We start from the raw sequence: 14,554 nt of genomic DNA on the forward strand, positions 1-14,554 counted from the left end.
TGCTGCTGCTGCCGATCCGGCGCCCGCGACGAGGCCCCCCGCGATTCCGGCCGATACCGCGGCAGTGGTTGCTAGGCGTCGAAATGTGTTGCCGTTCATGTACATATCTCCCCTGTTTGTTGAAACTAACCGTTTCCGATCATGTCAGAGCCCCGCGATGATTCGGAGTGCCGACACACGAGAGTCGGGAGAAACCGACAATTCGTTACGTGCGTCCAGAAGTACTCGGGCCGAGCATCCCGGGATTGCCTCTCACGCGGTGATCAGCAGATATGCGGCCACGACGGAGCCTACGGCGGCTGCGCCGTAACACGACACCGCGAGCGGACCCCGCGCCCTGCCGAGCCGCAGGCCGTGCTGCAGGAGGAAGCGCAGGCGGTGCGCCGCGTGGACCAGCGCGAGCACGCAGAGCCCGATGAGCACCAGCACCGTGATCGGGTTGCGCAGCACGGAGTGCAGGTGCTGGTGGTCGGGCGCCGGGATCCAGCCGAGCGGTATCGCGGCGCCGAAGAGGATCAGCAGGGCGGGAGCGAGCAGGGCAGCGGCCATCCCGCCCGCGCTGAACAGCAGCCAGAACATCGGTTCGGGGGACCGCCTGGTGTTTGCCCGCACGGTCGGAGTCGGTGCCCTCGTCATCGCAGGATCACCCACACCGCGATGATCGAACACGCGATCCACAGAACGTAATGTGCGGCGACCACCGCGACCGGCGGAACGGGGCGTCCACCCACCCGGACCACCATCGCCTTGGGGGCCAGGTTGAACCAGGTCACGGCGTGCAGCAGTACGAACGCCGCCGCGATCACATTGAGAGCGAGCACCCATGGGCGCGCGCTCCAGTCGAGGAAGTCCCGATAGGACTCGGGACCGGAGCCGACCGCGACGACCAGCATCAGCGCGAACGCGACGAACCAGGCCACGAACACGCAGGACAGCTCGCGCAGCATGAACAGCAGGTAGGATCGGCGCCGCAGCCACCACAGCCGCGAGACCGGCTGACGGTACGGGCGCGCGGGAGCGAGGCCGCTACCCGTGGCGGTCATCGTGCACCCCGGGGTAGCAGGAACTCCTTGAGCGACTTCGTCGCCGCGGTCAGCTTGTAGCGCTGGATCGCGCCTGCGGGGTCGACGCCCTTGGGGCACGCCACGCTGCACTCGCCGACCAGGGTGCAGGCCCACGCGCCCTCCGCTGAGGCCAGCACATCGCGCCGGTCCTCGGCGCCCTGGTCGCGGGAATCCAGGTTGTACCGCTGACCGAGTGCGATCGCCGCGGGGCCGAGGAAGGTGGGTTCGAGGGCGTACACCGGGCAGGCCGAGTAGCAGAGCATGCAGTTGATGCACATGCTGTACCGCTGATACGCCTCCATCTCCTCGGGCGTCTGCAGGTACTCGCCGTCCTCCGGCTCGTCCTCGTCCGCGCGGATCAGCCACGGCTTGACCTTGGGCAGCTTGGACATGAAGTCACTGATGTCGACGACGAGGTCGCGGATCACCGGAAAGTTCCGCATCGGCTCGACCCGGATCGAGCCGGGGGCGTAGTCGGTCAGGAACGTCGAACAGGCCAGCTTCGGCTCGCCGTTGACCGTCATGCCGCAGCTGCCACAGATCCCCATCCGGCAGGACCATCGGTAGGACAGCGTCCCGTCCAGCCGGTCCTTGATGTGGTTGAGTCCGTCGAGGATGGTCCACTCCTTACGCAGTGGGACCCGATAGCACTGCGGCGCGGGCGCGGACTCCTGCTCCGGCCGGTACCGCGTGACCTCGACGGCGATGGTGTCCTGGTCGGCCATTGCTCACCTCCCGTATATCCGTTGCCCCGGGGGCCAGCGGGTGATCGTCACCGGCAGGTAGGAGACCCGAGCCTCGCCATCCGGTTGCCGGTGGATCAGTGAATGAGCCAGGTATCTGTCGTCGTCGCGGTCCGGGAAGTCGGTGCGCTGGTGGGCGCCACGGGATTCCTCGCGCCGCAGCGCGCTGTCGACGATGCACTCGGCGACGTCCAACATCCCCGAGAGCTCGAGAGTGGCGATCAGCTCGGTGTTGAACGTCCGGCTGTGATCGTCGATGACGGCGGCCGCGTAGCGCTGCTTCAATTCCCGGATCCGATCGATCGCCGTGCGCAGGGTGCGCTCGTCCCGGTAGATGCCGGCGCCGGACTCCATCGCCTCCTGCATCCCGGTTCGGATGTCGGCGATCCGGTCCGGCCGGGGACCACCCGCGCCGTCGTGACGAGCGAGTTCGCGTTCGAGCCGACGTTGCTCGTCGCGTCCCTGTGCCTCGATCGCCGCGGAGGGGCCGGAGACGGGAGTGGCCGCGGCATAGGTGGCGGCGGCCTGTCCGGCGCGGGCGCCGAAGACGAGCAGTTCCGGCAGGGAGTTCGAGCCGAGACGGTTGGCGCCGTTGATGCTGACGCAGGCGACCTCGCCCGCGGCGTACAGCCCGTCCAGATCGGTGGCTCCGTGCAGGTCGGTGTGGATCCCGCCCATCATGTAGTGCACGACCGGGCGTACCGGGACCAGCTCGTGGACCGGGTCGATGTTTTGGTAGCTCGCGCACAGTTCCCTGACGAACGGCAGTTTCGCGTCGATGACGTCGGCGCCGAGATGCCGCAGGTCCAGATGGACGATCGGTCCGTCGGGCGTGTCGATCGTCCTGCCCTTCTCCTGCTCGTGCACGAAGGCCTGGGAGAGCCGGTCCCGTGGCCCCAACTCCATGCTGCGCAAGACCGGGCCCGGGGTGGGTGTGCCGAGGTCGTAGTCCTGGAGGTAGCGGTACCCGTCCTTGTTGATCAGCCAGCCGCCCTCGGCCCGCGCGGCCTCGGTGATGAGGATGCCGGTGAACGGCAGTCCGGTCGGGTGGTACTGGACGAACTCCATGTCCTTCAGGCCGGCCCCGGCCCGGTAGGCCAGGGCCATCCCGTCGCCGGTCTTGATGGTGGCGTTGGTGGTGAACGGGAACACCCTGCCGCAACCGCCGGTGCAGACGATGACGGCGTCGGCGACGATCGTCTCGATCCGGCCGGTGGACAGCTCGATGGCCACCACGCCCCGCACCCGCCCGTCGTCGACGAGCAGCGTGGTGGCGAACCACTCGTCGTAGCGCACGATGTCCGGATAGGACAGCGCCTTCTGGAAGAGGGTGTGCAGCAGGTGGAATCCGGTCTTGTCGGCGGCGAACCAGGTGCGCTTCTTCTTCATCCCGCCGAACGCGCGCACGGCGATGTGCCCGTCCGGTTGCCTGCTCCACGGGCAGCCCCAGTGCTCCAGGCGGAGCAGCTCCTTCGGTGCTTCGTCGATGAATGCCTCGACGGCGTCCTGGTCGCAGAGCCAGTCACTGCCGGACACGGTGTCGTAGGCGTGCTCGTCGAGGGAGTCATCCGGGGCGATGACCGCGGCGGCGCCGCCCTCCGCGGAGACGGTGTGGCTGCGCATCGGGTAGACCTTCGACACGATCGCAACGCTGCGGTTCGGGTCGGATTCCGCGATCGAGATGGCCGCACGCAGTCCGGCGCCCCCGCCGCCGACGATGACGACAGAGTGGAATGCGGTCATCGCTCAGGCCTCGTGGTTGCCGCTGTGCTCATCCGCCAGGACCTTGCCGTCGTGCCGAATCGTCTTGATGCGCACGGATCCGTCGTGGTACTCGTGGCGGATCACGCGGCACCCGCACGCGTAGACGCGGTCGTCGATGAGCAGGCCCGCGTCGTCGTTTTCCTGGTGGCGTCGCCCGTCCACGACGTGCCCGCACGGAGCCAGCTCCGCGGTGAAGGGTGAACTGGTGCTGATCATCGCCCACCTCCTTGTCTGGCGGGTGGCCACACCGACGATCGGTCTCCTCGGCCGGACAGGCGGGGCCAGGCGCCATGCGCGCCATGTGATCCATCTCACATCGGACGATACGCTCATTCGGCTGGGGTTGATCCCGTGCGGACCAGTAAGTTAACGGCAGTTCGCAATCCTGTGGAGGTGGGGAGTGGTGCTTGGATGCCGGGCCGCGGTGCTGTCCGGATACGGCGAGCCCACCCGGATCCGCGACATCCAGACCGACTCGCTGAGGGATCGGGAGATCCTGGTGCGGATGGTCGGTGTCGGCATCTGTCACACCGATCTGACGGCGGCCGCGGGCAGGATTCCCTTTCCGCTGCCCGCCGTACTCGGGCACGAGGGATCGGGTGTGGTGGAGTCGATCGGCCCGGGGGTCGAGGCGCTGAGCCCCGGCGATCACGTCGTCCTGAGCTTCGCGTCGTGTCGGAACTGCCGGAACTGCGACGGTGGCCATCCGGCGTACTGTGCGGATTTCGCCGCGCTCAACTACTCGGGGTACCGGCCGGACGGCAGCACCACGCTGCGGTCCGGGGCCGAGGACGTGCACGGCGGGTGGTTCGGTCAGTCCTCCTTCGCGACACACGCCGTGGTGGGCGAAGCGGGTGCGGTCAAGGTCGCGGACGACCTCCCGCTGGCGTTGCTGGGGCCCCTCGGCTGCGGCATCCAGACCGGCGCGGGCGCGCTCATGCGGGTGTTGCGACCCCAACCGGGCGCCTCGGTCATCGTCTTCGGCGCGGGCGCGGTCGGACTGGGGTCGGTCCTGGCGGCCGCCGCCATCGGATGCGCGACCGTCATCGTGGTCGATCCGCTGCCCGCCCGCCGGGCACTGGCCCTCACGCTCGGCGCCACCGCGGCGCTGGACAGCGCGGACCCCGGGCTCGGGCGCGAGCTGCGCAGACTGACCGGTGGCGGCGCGGACCACAGCGTGGACACCGTCAGCAGTGAGGAGGTCCTGAACCTGGCGGTTGCCGCGCTGCGTTCGCCGGGCAGTTGCGCGACCGTGGGCCTGCGAGGTCGACGCAACCCGGTGCTTCTCGACCAGTCGAGCCTGTTGATGGGCCGCAGCGTGACCGGTGTGATCGAGGGCGACGTCGACCCGCGGACGTTCATTCCCGAGCTCATCGATCTCTGGCGGGCCGGGCGCTTCCCGTTCGAGGAGATGATCACGATCTTCCCGTTCGAGGAGATCGAGACGGCTCTTGCGGCGGCGGCGAGCGGGGCCGTCGTCAAGCCGGTGCTCACGTTCTGAACTACCGCAGTCATCCGACCGATTCACCCGAGGACAGGAAGAGGCCGTGGCCGACGCACAGAGATTCAGGGAGCTGCTCGAGAGTGAAGGGCCCGTCGATCCGCGTGATCTCGATGGCATCTGGGCGGCGCTGCCGACCGTGCGCATCGAGGAGCTCGAGGGCAGGTGGCGGGGCAGCGGCTTCGAGACGGGTCATCGCACGGCCCGGCTGCTGGCCGGGTCCGGGTGGTACGGCAAGAACTTCGGAACGCGATTCGATGTACAGCCGATGCTGTGCCGTGGGCCGGACGGCGAGCTCTACTCCGATGTGGCGGCGGGCAAGGGGGAGGCGAGCCTGTGGATGGTGGAGTTCAGGGGCGAGTGCACCGCGACGATGGTCTATGACGGGATGCCGGTGTTCGACCACTTCAAGCGGGTCGACGATCGGACCCTGATGGGCATCATGAACGGCAAGGACGTGCTCGACGGCGGCGAGCACTTCTACTTCGCCCTGGTCAAGGACGAGACCGGCTAGCCGGTCTTCCGTGCGGGTGATTTCTTTGCGGGTGCCTTCTTGGCCGCGGACTTCTTCGCGGGCGCGGCCTTCGTGGACGCCTCGCCGGATTTCCCCGACTTCGCCGCATCGACGCTGCGCTGCAGCGCGGCGACCAGGTCCACGACCTCCGCGTCCTCCTTGTGCGCGGCGACCTCCTCCGGCGGGGTGACCTTCTTGCCGCCGTTCTTGATCGCCTCGTCGAGCATCTTCTGCAGCTGGATCTGGTACTCGTCGGTGTACGACTCGGGCTCGAAGTCCTCGGACATCGACTCCACCAACGACTTTGCCATCGTCAGTTCCTTGTCGCTCGGAGCGGCCGCCTTGTCGAGGGTCTCGAACTCCGCGGCCCGCACCTCGTCGGGCCAGAGCAGTGTCTGGATGACCAGCACGCCCTCGCGCACCCGCAGTGCGGCGAGCCGGGTGCGCTGTCGCAGCGTGAAGTGCACCAGAGCGGTGCGGTCGCTCTCGGTCAGCGTGGACGCGAGCAGCTGGTAGGCCTTGGGGGACGCGGAGTCCGGCTCGAGGTAGTAGCTCTTCTCGAACAGGATCGGGTCGATCTGCTCGGACGGTACGAACTGCAGGACCGGGATCTCGTGTTTCTCGGCGGCGGGCAGCTCGTCGAAGTCCTCGTCCGTGAGGATCACCTGCGTCCCGTCCTCGGACGAATACGCCTTGTCGATGTCGGCGAACTGGATGGTCTTGCCGCATTCCTGGCAGACACGGTTGTATTTGATGCGGCCGCCATCGGCGCCGTGGACCTGGTGGAACTTGATGTCATGGTCCTCGGTCGCGGTGTAGACCTTCACCGGGACGTTCACGAGCCCGAACGCGATGGAGCCTTTCCAAATAGACCGCATGAAACCATGATGGTGCACAGGACGGGATCAGGCCAGGCAGTACCCGAAAATGGGTGGGCAGAGCATGAGTCACAACACCGCGGTGATGGTGGAGGGCAGGCGCCTGTCCCTGACCAATCTGGACAAGGTTCTCTACCCCGAGACGGGGACCACCAAGGCGGAGGTCCTGCAGTATTTCACCGCGGTCGGGCCGCTGATGGTGCCGCTGCTCGCCGGTCGACCGGTCACGAGAAAGCGCTGGCCGGACGGCACGTCCGCGACCCCGTTCTTCCAGAAGAACGTCGACGTGTCGACGCCGGACTGGGTGGATCGCCGGACCATGACCCACTCGTCGAAGACCATCACCTACCCGATCGTCGACGACCTGGCGGCGCTGGTGTACTTCGCTCAGGCGGGCTCGCTCGAGTTTCATGTGCCGCAATGGAGATTCGGCGCGGGTGGCGTGCCGATGGACCCGGACCGCCTGGTGATCGACCTTGACCCTGGGCCGGGCGTCACGCTGGACGAGTGCGCCGAGGTGGCCCTGCGGGTTCGTGATCGGCTAGCGGACAGCGGTCTGGGTGCGCTGCCGGTGACCAGTGGCAGCAAGGGGATTCACCTGTATGCCGGGATCGGGGAGGGCTGGACGGCGGCGCGGTGCGTGGAGTTCGCGAAGAAGATCGCGGTCGAACTCGAACGGGAGACGCCGAAGTCGGTGATCTCCAAGATGACCCGGGCTGAGCGTGCCGGCAGGGTGTTCGTGGACTGGAGCCAGAACTCGGCGTCGAAGACGACGGTGTCGCCGTACTCGCTCCGCGGCACCGCGATCCCGAACGTGGCCGCCCCGCGGACCTGGGACGAGCTGACACGGCCGGGACTGCGCCAGTTGGACTTCCGCGAGGTCCTCGACCGGATGGCCGCGGGGGGTGAGCAGCCGGGGATCCCGCCGGCCCCGGAGCCCGAGCGCGCAGGCTCCTCACGGCGATCGCGCGCCGCCGCGGGCGATCTGGCTCCGATGCTGGCGTCGGCGGTGACCGTGGAGGACTTCGCGTCCAGGGCCGACCCCGAGGTGTGGGCCCTGGAGCCGAAGCTGGACGGTATTCGCGCCCTGGTGCATTTCGATCACGACGTTGACAGCGGCGTGTCCACGGTCCGGCTGGTCAGCCGCAGTGGATCGGACCTCACGCCGGGCTATCCGGAGTTGCTGGCGGTTCCGGAAGGCTTGCATGGTCATTCGGGCGTGGTGGACGGGGAGATCGTGGTCCTCGGCGACGACGGCGCCCCGAGCTTCGGGCGGCTGCAGCAGCGGATGGGCCTGACGAAGCCGCGCGATGTGCGGGCGGCTGCGGAGAAGAACCCGGTGCTGTTGGAGATCTTCGACGTCCTGCAGCTCGACGGGACGTCTCTGCGCGCCAAGGTCTACCGGGACCGGCGCAGGGTGCTCGACGCGATACGCCTGGACGAGGACGAGCCCTGGCGGGTGCTCCCGCTGGCGCCCGCGGACCTGGGTGAGGCGCTCGAGTCCAGTCGAACCGCCCGCATGGAGGGGCTGGTCGCCAAGCGCTGGGACTCGACCTACCGGGCGGGCCGGTCCGCGTCCTGGCTCAAGCTCAAGCATTTCCTGGACCTCGAGGTGGTGGTGGGTGGCTGGCAGCAGGGGGAGGGCCGTCGGTCCGGGGGCATCGGATCCCTGCTGCTCGGGGTGCCGGAGCGCGCCGGTGGCCTCCGGTACGTCGGCAAGGTAGGGACCGGTTTCAGCGATGCCGCTCTGACGCGGCTGGCCGGCCTGTTGGCGGACGCATCCGCGGACAGCTCGCCGTTCGGCGACGCGGTTCCCGCGGTGGATGCTCGCGCCGCCCACTGGGTGCGTCCGGAAATCGTTGGGGAGGTGCGGTACTCCGAGCTGACCGGTGACGGGAGGCTACGCCACCCGAGCTGGCGCGGGCTCCGTCCAGACAAGAGTCCGGATCAGGTCGCGGGCCTGGGGTGAGGCCGACTGAACGGACGGACCGATTGGTCTAGACCTTATTGAACGCGCGATGAACAGTCGGGATACGCGGTGCCATTCGGTGCGCAATTGGTCTAGTCCTATTGCATTCTCGTCGGCGTGACCACGAAGCGCACCCGCACCCTGACCGCACTGTCCATCGCGATTGCCGGCGCAGTCTCCGCCGGAACAGCAACCGCCGCAACGCCTCCGGCCGCAACCGCGTCTGACGGTCCCGCGAAGATCGTCGTCATCGGACTCGACGGGACGATGCTCGACCACATCAAGCGCGCCAACACCCCGAACCTGCACCGGCTGATGGCGGAGGGGACTACCGGGTCCTCCTCGATCCTCGGCCACCCCACCATCTCCGCGCCGTCCTGGTCCACCATCCTGACCGGTGTCTGGAACACCGAGCACGGTGTCCAGGACAACTCCTTCGCCGGTGCCCGGTACGACCGGTACCCCAGTGCGTTCACCCAGATCGAGAACGCGGACCCCGCGCTGCGCACTGTGGCGATCTCGACGTGGGACGGCATCGCCACCGTCGCGGGCAGCGGCTCGCCGAAGGCCGACGTCGTCACCACCACGCCGAACGCGGGCAGCGAGGGCGCGACCGACACGGCGACCGCCACCGCGGTGGCAAGCGAGATCGCAGCGTCAGGACCCGATTTCGTCTTCACCCAGCTGGACCAGGTGGACGGGGCCGGGCATTGGACCGGCACCCTCGGCCCCGCGTACAACCAGGCAGTGGAAGCGGTCGACGTCGAGGTCGGCAGGATCGTCGCGGCGGTGGACCGGCGTCAGCGCGACGCCGGCGAGCGGTGGACCGTGCTGGTCACCGCCGACCACGGTCACCTGCTGTTCGGCGGGCACGGCGGTCAAACCCCCGACGAGACCTCGACTTTCGTGATCGCGCGCGGCGATGGATACCAGGCGGGCGGCATCGACAACGGCTACACGATCACCGATATCACCCCGACCGTGTTGGAGACCCTCGGCGTGCCGCGCCCGGCGAACCTCGACGGCAAGCCGTTGGCGAAGAGCGTTCCCGTGGCGTGACCGTTCGCTGGATCGGGTGCGCAGACGGCCGTGGAAGTCGGCGTGTCGGTGCGGGTTGCTAGTTTTGTGTGGGCGGCTCCGATCGGGCACTGCTCGACGGTTCCTCCGAAAGGTGTTCTCTCACATGGTGATGGGTGCTACCCATGCTGTTTCCGGCGCGGTCGCGGGTCTGCTTGCCGCGCAGGTTCTTCCACCCGAATGGGGCGGGCCGACCTCGACGGCCGAGGTGTTCACATTTGCGGGCGTGTGCGCGGGTGCCGCGCTCCTGCCCGACCTCGACACGGCGCAGTCCACGGTCGCGAGGTCCTTCGGTCCGGTCAGCCAGCTGGTCGCCCGCGGTGTGGACGAGCTCTCGCTGTGGTTCTACCGGCTCACCCGCGGGAAACGGGACCCCAAGCGTCGCGGCGGCCACCGGACGCTCACGCACACAGCGTTGTTCGCGATCGCGTTGAGTGCGGGGATCTCCGCGTTGGTGATCGAGTTCGGGCGCCCGGCGATCATCGGCACCCTGTTCGTCACCCTCGGCCTGGCGCTGCGCGGCCTGGCGGGGAGCTGGGCCGCGCGCAACGGCTGGATCGCGGTCACCCTCGTCGCCGCGGCGCTCTCGGCATTCACCTGGACCTGGTATCCGGACGAGGTGGGCTCCAGGGCGCTCGGTGTCGCGGTGGGCCTCGGGTGTGCGGTGCACTGCCTCGGCGATGCGATCACCAAGGAGGGCGTGCCGTTCCTCGCGCCGCTCCTGCCATGGGGGCGCAGGCGATGGTGGGAACTGCGCCTGCCGTCGATGCTCTCGATCCGGGCAGGCGGCACGGTCGAAAAGGTTGTCCTCGGTCCGCTGCTGACCCTCGTCGCGGTGGGTCTGGCGATCTGGGCGATCGAGGGTGTCCCCGGCGCGGTCACCGAGGTCGTGGCCGAGATCCGCGCCTGGGGTTGATGGTCGGCAGGGTTGCTCTCGCCAGCGTGCGCCGGACAGGGTTCGGGGCTCGTCGGAACACCGCGGCCATTGCCAGGCCAACCGCCACCGGGTCGGCACGCTCGGAGAGATAGGCGCGCTGTCGGCCGGCAGGCAAGTCGAAGAACGCCTCGAAGAACTCCGCGGTGAGTGGGGGTGGCAGCCGGAGCAGCGCGCGCAGTCCGACCTCGCGCAGACCGCGGACCGCCCGGGCGGCTGTCGGCCACAGCGCGGCAGTCGGATCGTCGTCGTCGAGGATGGCGCCGACCAGGACGTCGACGGCGGACAGCGAGGCGGCGACGCTGTATCCGGTGCCGGGGTGCATGATCCCGGCGCGCGCGCCGAAGGTGGCCACCGCGGACGCAGCGCGCGGAACCTGAACCGGGAACCGCACCCGTTCGCGTTCCCCGTCGGCGGCCAGCGGCACCCTCCGCGCGCGCAGCCTGGTCTCCAGGCGCGTGCGCAACACTTCCTGGGACAGCCCCGGCCGGCCCACCAGGCAGGTCTCCTCGAGCAGGACCCGGTCGCGGCCGAGGGGGACCGCGTAGAGGAACGACGGGGTCTCGTCCGGTGCTGCGCCGCTGTCCGCGCGCCAGTCCATGAACCATGCCTCGCCGTCCCCGAGGACCGGCACCGCGGCTTCCCCGGACACCACCACGCCGTAGGCGGTCTGCTCCGCCAGTCCCCGCGCGGGCTGGGCGCCGCGGGCATCGATCACCTGTCGGGCGCGCAGACGGCTGCCGTCCCGGAGGATCACCCGGTCCGGCTCGACCTCGGCGGCGGTACCGGCGAGCACCCGGGCGGAGCCGAGGTCCAGTGCCGCGCGCAACGCGTCGTTGTCGAGCACGCAGTAGGGCCGCGTCAGCACGTGCTCGCGGGTGGTCCACACCCGGGGCCGGTCGACCCGGGCCGCGGCCACCGCGTGCGCGTCGAGCCAACCGGGCAGCTCGTCGCACCATGTCGCGTAGGTGGGCGTCCATCGGCGGTCGGGATGCGGATCGACCGCGACCACGTCGAGCCCGGCGGCGGTGGCCCGGTGGGCCAGCGCCCGGCCGGCCGGCCCCAGTCCGACCACGGCGAGATCGGCAACCGGATCGTGGGTCGTCATCGGATCACTGGTGGCTCACCACGTTGATCACGCGGCCGTTGGGGTCGCGCACGAAGAACCGGCGCACACCCCACTCCTCGTCCTGCAGTGGGTGCACGATCTCCGCGCCCGCCTCGACTACGCTCGCGTAGACCGCGTCCACGTCGTCCACCTCGACGCTCATGTCGGGATGGACGGCTGCGGTGGCGTCCGGGCCCATGAGCGTCAGCTGGGCCGTCGGGTTCGACGGCGACGCCAACGTCCTCACCCAGCCCAGGTTCATCACCTCCACGAAGCCGAGGAGGCCGTAGAACCTCCCGCTCCCGTCCAGATCGTCGGTGTGAATGTCCGGCACGACACGGCGAATGGTCATGACTACATCGAACCCGTCGAGAGCAGCCCGCCGTCCACCCGGACCGTCTCGCCGGTGATCCAGGAGGCGGCGTCCGAGACCAGGAACCCGACCAGGTTCGCGACGTCCTCCGGCGACCCGAGCCGCTTCATCGGGTAGCCCGCCGCGGCCTGGTCCTCGCCCGCCGCGACCAGCGCGGCCGCGAACTGTGTCTTCACGATGCCGGGGGCGACCGCGTTGACCCGGATCTTCGGCCCGAGCTGCCAGGCCAGCTCCTCGGTCAGGCGGATCAGCGCCGCCTTCGAGGCACCGTACGCGGCGATCACCCCGGTCGATCGCAGTCCGCCGACGCTGGCGAGGTTGACCACCGCGCCGCCGTGTTCGCCCATCCAGGCCCGGTATGCCTGCTGGATGTAGCCGAGAGCGGCGACCACGTTCACGTCGAAGATCTTCCTGACCGCGTCCAGGTCGGCGTCCATCAGCGACCCGAAGACGGGGTTGATGCCGGTGTTGTTGACCAGGATGTCGAGCGAGCCCAGCTCGGCCACGGTCCGCGTGACCGCCTCCGCGCGCGCATCGGCGTCACCCGCGTTGCCCGCGATCGGCAGGACAACGGCGCCCGCGACGGCGTCCCGCAGCTCCTGCGCGGCGACCTCCAGCGGTTCCGGCTTGCGGGCGGTGATGGCGACCGTGGCGCCCCGGGCGAGGAACTCGGCCGCGATGGCCCGGCCGATGCCGCGGCTCGCGCCCGTGACCAGCGCCGTCATTCCCTGCAGATCCTTCGGGGGAGTCATCTGCGGAACGTTAGCCGAATCACATCGCCGCGCAACTCCCGCCGGGAATGTCACGGTAAAGTGGAGCGTTCTTGTGTCTCGTGCGCCGTCGGCGTTTGCCCGGCCACGAAAAGTTTCCCGTTTCCATTTAGGAGTTCTAGTTGATTACCGCCACCGACCTCGAAGTTCGTGCCGGTGTGCGGACCTTGCTTTCCGCGCCTGGCCCCGCCCTGCGGGTCCAGGCAGGCGACCGGATCGGCCTCGTCGGCCGGAACGGTGCAGGCAAGACCACCACGCTGCGCATCCTCGCGGGCGAGGGCGAGCCCTACGCGGGTTCGGTGATCCGCACCGGTGACCTCGGATACCTCCCGCAGGACCCCAAGGAGGGCGACCTCAGCGTCCTGGCCAAGGACCGGGTGCTCTCCGCGCGCGGCCTGGACACGATCATCCGGGACATGGAGAAGCAGCAGACCCTGATGGCCGAGCTGGTCGACGGCGCCGAGCTGGACAAGGCCGTCCGGAAGTACGGCGCGCTGGAGGACCGGTTCTCGTCCCTCGGCGGCTACGTCGCGGAGAGCGAGGCGGCCCGGATCTGCAACAGCCTGGGGCTCGCGGACCGCATCCTCGCCCAGCCGCTGCGCACGCTGTCCGGTGGTCAGCGCCGCCGCGTCGAGCTGGCCCGCATCCTGTTCGCCGCCTCGGACGGCAGCGGCGGCCGGTCGGACACCACCCTGCTCCTCGACGAGCCGACCAACCACCTCGACGCCGACTCGATCACCTGGCTGCGCGGGTTCCTGCAGAACCACGACGGCGGGCTCATCGTGATCAGCCACGACGTGGAGCTCCTCGGTGACGTGGTGAACCGGGTCTGGTTCCTGGACGCGGTCCGCGGCGAGGCCGACATCTACAACATGAACTGGAAGAAGTACCTCGACGCGCGCGCCACCGACGAGCAGCGTCGCAGGCGCGAGCGCGCCAACGCCGAGAAGAAGGCGGGCGCGCTTCGGGTGCAGGCCGCCAAGCTCGGCGCCAAGGCGACGAAGGCGACCGCGGCCCAGAACATGGCCAAGCGCGCCGACAAGCTGATGGCCGCCCTCGACGAGGTCCGGGTCTCGGACAAGGTCGCGCACATCCGATTCCCGGAGCCCGCGGCCTGCGGCAAGACGCCGCTGATGGCGAAGAACCTGACCAAGATGTACGGCTCGCTGGAGATCTTCGCAGGCGTCGACCTGGCCATCGACCGCGGTAGCCGGGTGGTCGTGCTCGGGCTCAACGGCGCGGGCAAGACGACCCTGCTGCGGATCCTGGCGGGCACCGAGCAGGCCAATGCCGGCGAGTTGGTGCCCGGTCACGGGATGAAGGTCGGCTACTTCGCGCAGGAGCACGACACCCTCGACGACGACGCCTCGGTGTGGGAGAACATCCGTCACGCCGCGCCGGACACGGGGGAGCAGGAGCTGCGCTCGCTGCTCGGCGCGTTCATGTTCACCGGCCCGCAGCTCGAGCAGCCTGCGGGCACCCTCTCCGGCGGTGAGAAGACACGTCTCGCGCTGGCCGGCCTGGTCTCCTCGGCGGCCAACGTGCTGCTGCTTGACGAGCCGACCAACAACCTGGACCCGATCTCGCGCGAGCAGGTGCTCGACGCGCTGCGCAGCTACAAGGGTGCCGTCGTGCTGGTCACCCACGACCCCGGAGCTGCGGAGGCGTTGAACCCGGAGCGGGTCATCCTGCTGCCCGACGGCCAGGAGGACCACTGGTCGCAGGAGTACCTGGAACTGATTCAGCTGGCCTGATCGTTGCCGCGGCGCGGCGCGGGTGGCTAGCCTGAGAGTGTTCGCTCAAGTCCGCCGAATGACGGCACGCGCCGCGCGCGAGGGATTCGTGCGCACTCCTGTATG

General features: G+C 69.1%; 15 protein-coding genes. 6 read left to right on the forward strand and 9 right to left on the reverse strand.

All coding sequences use genetic code 11. The features are described 5' to 3' along the window. Nucleotides 1-252 precede the first annotated feature (252 nt). From frdD to FCG67_RS09895, 5 genes are read right to left on the reverse strand one after another with little or no spacing between them, the layout of a single operon-like run. Nucleotides 253-636: a fumarate reductase subunit FrdD gene (frdD, locus tag FCG67_RS09875; protein WP_136909350.1), complete on the reverse strand. Its 384-nt coding sequence runs from the start codon at nt 634-636 to the stop codon at nt 253-255. Next, complete coding sequence (locus FCG67_RS09880; RefSeq protein ID WP_136909352.1) at nt 633-1,043, reverse strand: fumarate reductase subunit C; 411 nt, start codon at nt 1,041-1,043, stop codon at nt 633-635. The genes frdD and FCG67_RS09880 overlap by 4 nt, the downstream gene beginning before the upstream one ends. Beyond that, a complete protein-coding gene (locus tag FCG67_RS09885) occupies nt 1,040-1,789 on the reverse strand; it encodes a succinate dehydrogenase/fumarate reductase iron-sulfur subunit (protein WP_136909354.1) in 750 nt (249 codons plus the stop codon). Before FCG67_RS09885 ends, FCG67_RS09880 begins: the two co-directional genes overlap by 4 nt. Before the next feature lie 3 nt (nt 1,790-1,792). After that, nucleotides 1,793-3,550 carry a fumarate reductase (quinol) flavoprotein subunit gene (gene frdA, locus FCG67_RS09890; RefSeq protein ID WP_136909356.1) on the reverse strand — a complete coding sequence of 586 codons (1,758 nt, stop codon included), beginning with the start codon at nt 3,548-3,550 and terminating at the stop codon, nt 1,793-1,795. Nucleotides 3,551-3,553: 3 nt separating this feature from the next. Further along, the gene (locus tag FCG67_RS09895; protein WP_136909358.1) at nt 3,554-3,787 is read right to left on the reverse strand and encodes a hypothetical protein; all 234 of its coding nucleotides are present in this window, start codon (nt 3,785-3,787) and stop codon (nt 3,554-3,556) included. A gap of 187 nt (nt 3,788-3,974) precedes the next feature. On the opposite strand from FCG67_RS09895, the gene FCG67_RS09900 reads away from it, so the two are divergent. Continuing rightward, complete coding sequence (locus tag FCG67_RS09900) at nt 3,975-5,072, forward strand: NAD(P)-dependent alcohol dehydrogenase (RefSeq protein ID WP_136909904.1); 1,098 nt, start codon at nt 3,975-3,977, stop codon at nt 5,070-5,072. A 46-nt stretch (nt 5,073-5,118) separates the two neighbouring features. Further along, on the forward strand, nt 5,119-5,586 hold the full coding sequence (locus FCG67_RS09905; RefSeq protein ID WP_136909360.1) for a DUF4334 domain-containing protein: 468 nt from the start codon (nt 5,119-5,121) through the stop codon (nt 5,584-5,586). On the opposite strand, the gene ku is transcribed toward FCG67_RS09905, so the two are convergent. Further along, nucleotides 5,583-6,464, reverse strand: coding sequence for a non-homologous end joining protein Ku (gene ku, locus FCG67_RS09910; RefSeq protein WP_136909362.1), 882 nt, complete (start codon nt 6,462-6,464; stop codon nt 5,583-5,585). The two genes, FCG67_RS09905 and ku, sit on opposite strands and share 4 nt — an antisense overlap. 64 nt (nt 6,465-6,528) lie before the next feature. Between ku and ligD the strand changes: the two genes are divergently transcribed. The 3 genes from ligD (at nt 6,529) to FCG67_RS09925 (ending at nt 10,426) form a co-directional block, all read left to right on the forward strand. Further along, a complete protein-coding gene (gene ligD / locus FCG67_RS09915) occupies nt 6,529-8,433 on the forward strand; it encodes a non-homologous end-joining DNA ligase (RefSeq protein ID WP_136909363.1) in 1,905 nt (634 codons plus the stop codon). 117 nt (nt 8,434-8,550) lie between these two features. Further along, complete coding sequence (locus FCG67_RS09920; RefSeq protein ID WP_136909365.1) at nt 8,551-9,492, forward strand: alkaline phosphatase family protein; 942 nt, start codon at nt 8,551-8,553, stop codon at nt 9,490-9,492. Between the two features lie 124 nt (nt 9,493-9,616). Next, nucleotides 9,617-10,426: a metal-dependent hydrolase gene (locus FCG67_RS09925; protein ID WP_136909367.1), complete on the forward strand. Its 810-nt coding sequence runs from the start codon at nt 9,617-9,619 to the stop codon at nt 10,424-10,426. Here the strand turns inward: FCG67_RS09925 and FCG67_RS09930 are convergent. Genes FCG67_RS09930 through FCG67_RS09940 form a run of 3 tightly spaced genes read right to left on the reverse strand, consistent with a single transcriptional unit; the run spans nt 10,389 to nt 12,677 of the window. After that, nucleotides 10,389-11,552 (reverse strand): lycopene cyclase family protein, encoded by a 1,164-nt coding sequence (locus FCG67_RS09930; RefSeq protein ID WP_136909369.1) that lies wholly within the window; start codon nt 11,550-11,552, stop codon nt 10,389-10,391. The two genes, FCG67_RS09925 and FCG67_RS09930, sit on opposite strands and share 38 nt — an antisense overlap. A 4-nt stretch (nt 11,553-11,556) precedes the next feature. Then, entirely contained in the window at nt 11,557-11,904 is a 348-nt protein-coding gene (locus FCG67_RS09935; protein ID WP_136909371.1) for a VOC family protein, read from the reverse strand. A 2-nt stretch (nt 11,905-11,906) separates the two neighbouring features. Then, on the reverse strand, nt 11,907-12,677 hold the full coding sequence (locus FCG67_RS09940; RefSeq protein ID WP_136909373.1) for an SDR family oxidoreductase: 771 nt from the start codon (nt 12,675-12,677) through the stop codon (nt 11,907-11,909). A 140-nt stretch (nt 12,678-12,817) separates the two neighbouring features. Between FCG67_RS09940 and FCG67_RS09945 the strand changes: the two genes are divergently transcribed. Next, the gene (locus tag FCG67_RS09945; RefSeq protein ID WP_077043665.1) at nt 12,818-14,449 is read left to right on the forward strand and encodes an ABC-F family ATP-binding cassette domain-containing protein; all 1,632 of its coding nucleotides are present in this window, start codon (nt 12,818-12,820) and stop codon (nt 14,447-14,449) included. The last annotated feature ends 105 nt before the right edge of the window (nt 14,450-14,554 follow it).

This window comes from Rhodococcus oryzae, assembly GCF_005049235.1.
GTDB classification, from domain to species: Bacteria; Actinomycetota; Actinomycetes; order Mycobacteriales; family Mycobacteriaceae; genus Rhodococcus_G; species Rhodococcus_G oryzae.

Bases quoted from the DNA above. Each gene is read 5' to 3' on its own strand.
- FCG67_RS09880 (WP_136909352.1), bottom strand. From the start codon at position 1,043: ATGACCGCCACGGGTAGCGGCCTCGCTCCCGCGCGCCCGTACCGTCAG.
- frdD (WP_136909350.1), bottom strand. From the start codon at position 636: ATGACGAGGGCACCGACTCCGACCGTGCGGGCAAACACCAGGCGGTCC.
- ligD (WP_136909363.1), top strand. From the start codon at position 6,529: ATGAGTCACAACACCGCGGTGATGGTGGAGGGCAGGCGCCTGTCCCTG.
- ku (WP_136909362.1), bottom strand. From the start codon at position 6,464: ATGCGGTCTATTTGGAAAGGCTCCATCGCGTTCGGGCTCGTGAACGTC.
- FCG67_RS09895 (WP_136909358.1), bottom strand. From the start codon at position 3,787: ATGATCAGCACCAGTTCACCCTTCACCGCGGAGCTGGCTCCGTGCGGG.
- FCG67_RS09940 (WP_136909373.1), bottom strand. From the start codon at position 12,677: ATGACTCCCCCGAAGGATCTGCAGGGAATGACGGCGCTGGTCACGGGC.
- FCG67_RS09930 (WP_136909369.1), bottom strand. From the start codon at position 11,552: ATGACGACCCACGATCCGGTTGCCGATCTCGCCGTGGTCGGACTGGGG.
- FCG67_RS09935 (WP_136909371.1), bottom strand. From the start codon at position 11,904: ATGACCATTCGCCGTGTCGTGCCGGACATTCACACCGACGATCTGGAC.
- frdA (WP_136909356.1), bottom strand. From the start codon at position 3,550: ATGACCGCATTCCACTCTGTCGTCATCGTCGGCGGCGGGGGCGCCGGA.
- FCG67_RS09885 (WP_136909354.1), bottom strand. From the start codon at position 1,789: ATGGCCGACCAGGACACCATCGCCGTCGAGGTCACGCGGTACCGGCCG.
- FCG67_RS09925 (WP_136909367.1), top strand. From the start codon at position 9,617: ATGGTGATGGGTGCTACCCATGCTGTTTCCGGCGCGGTCGCGGGTCTG.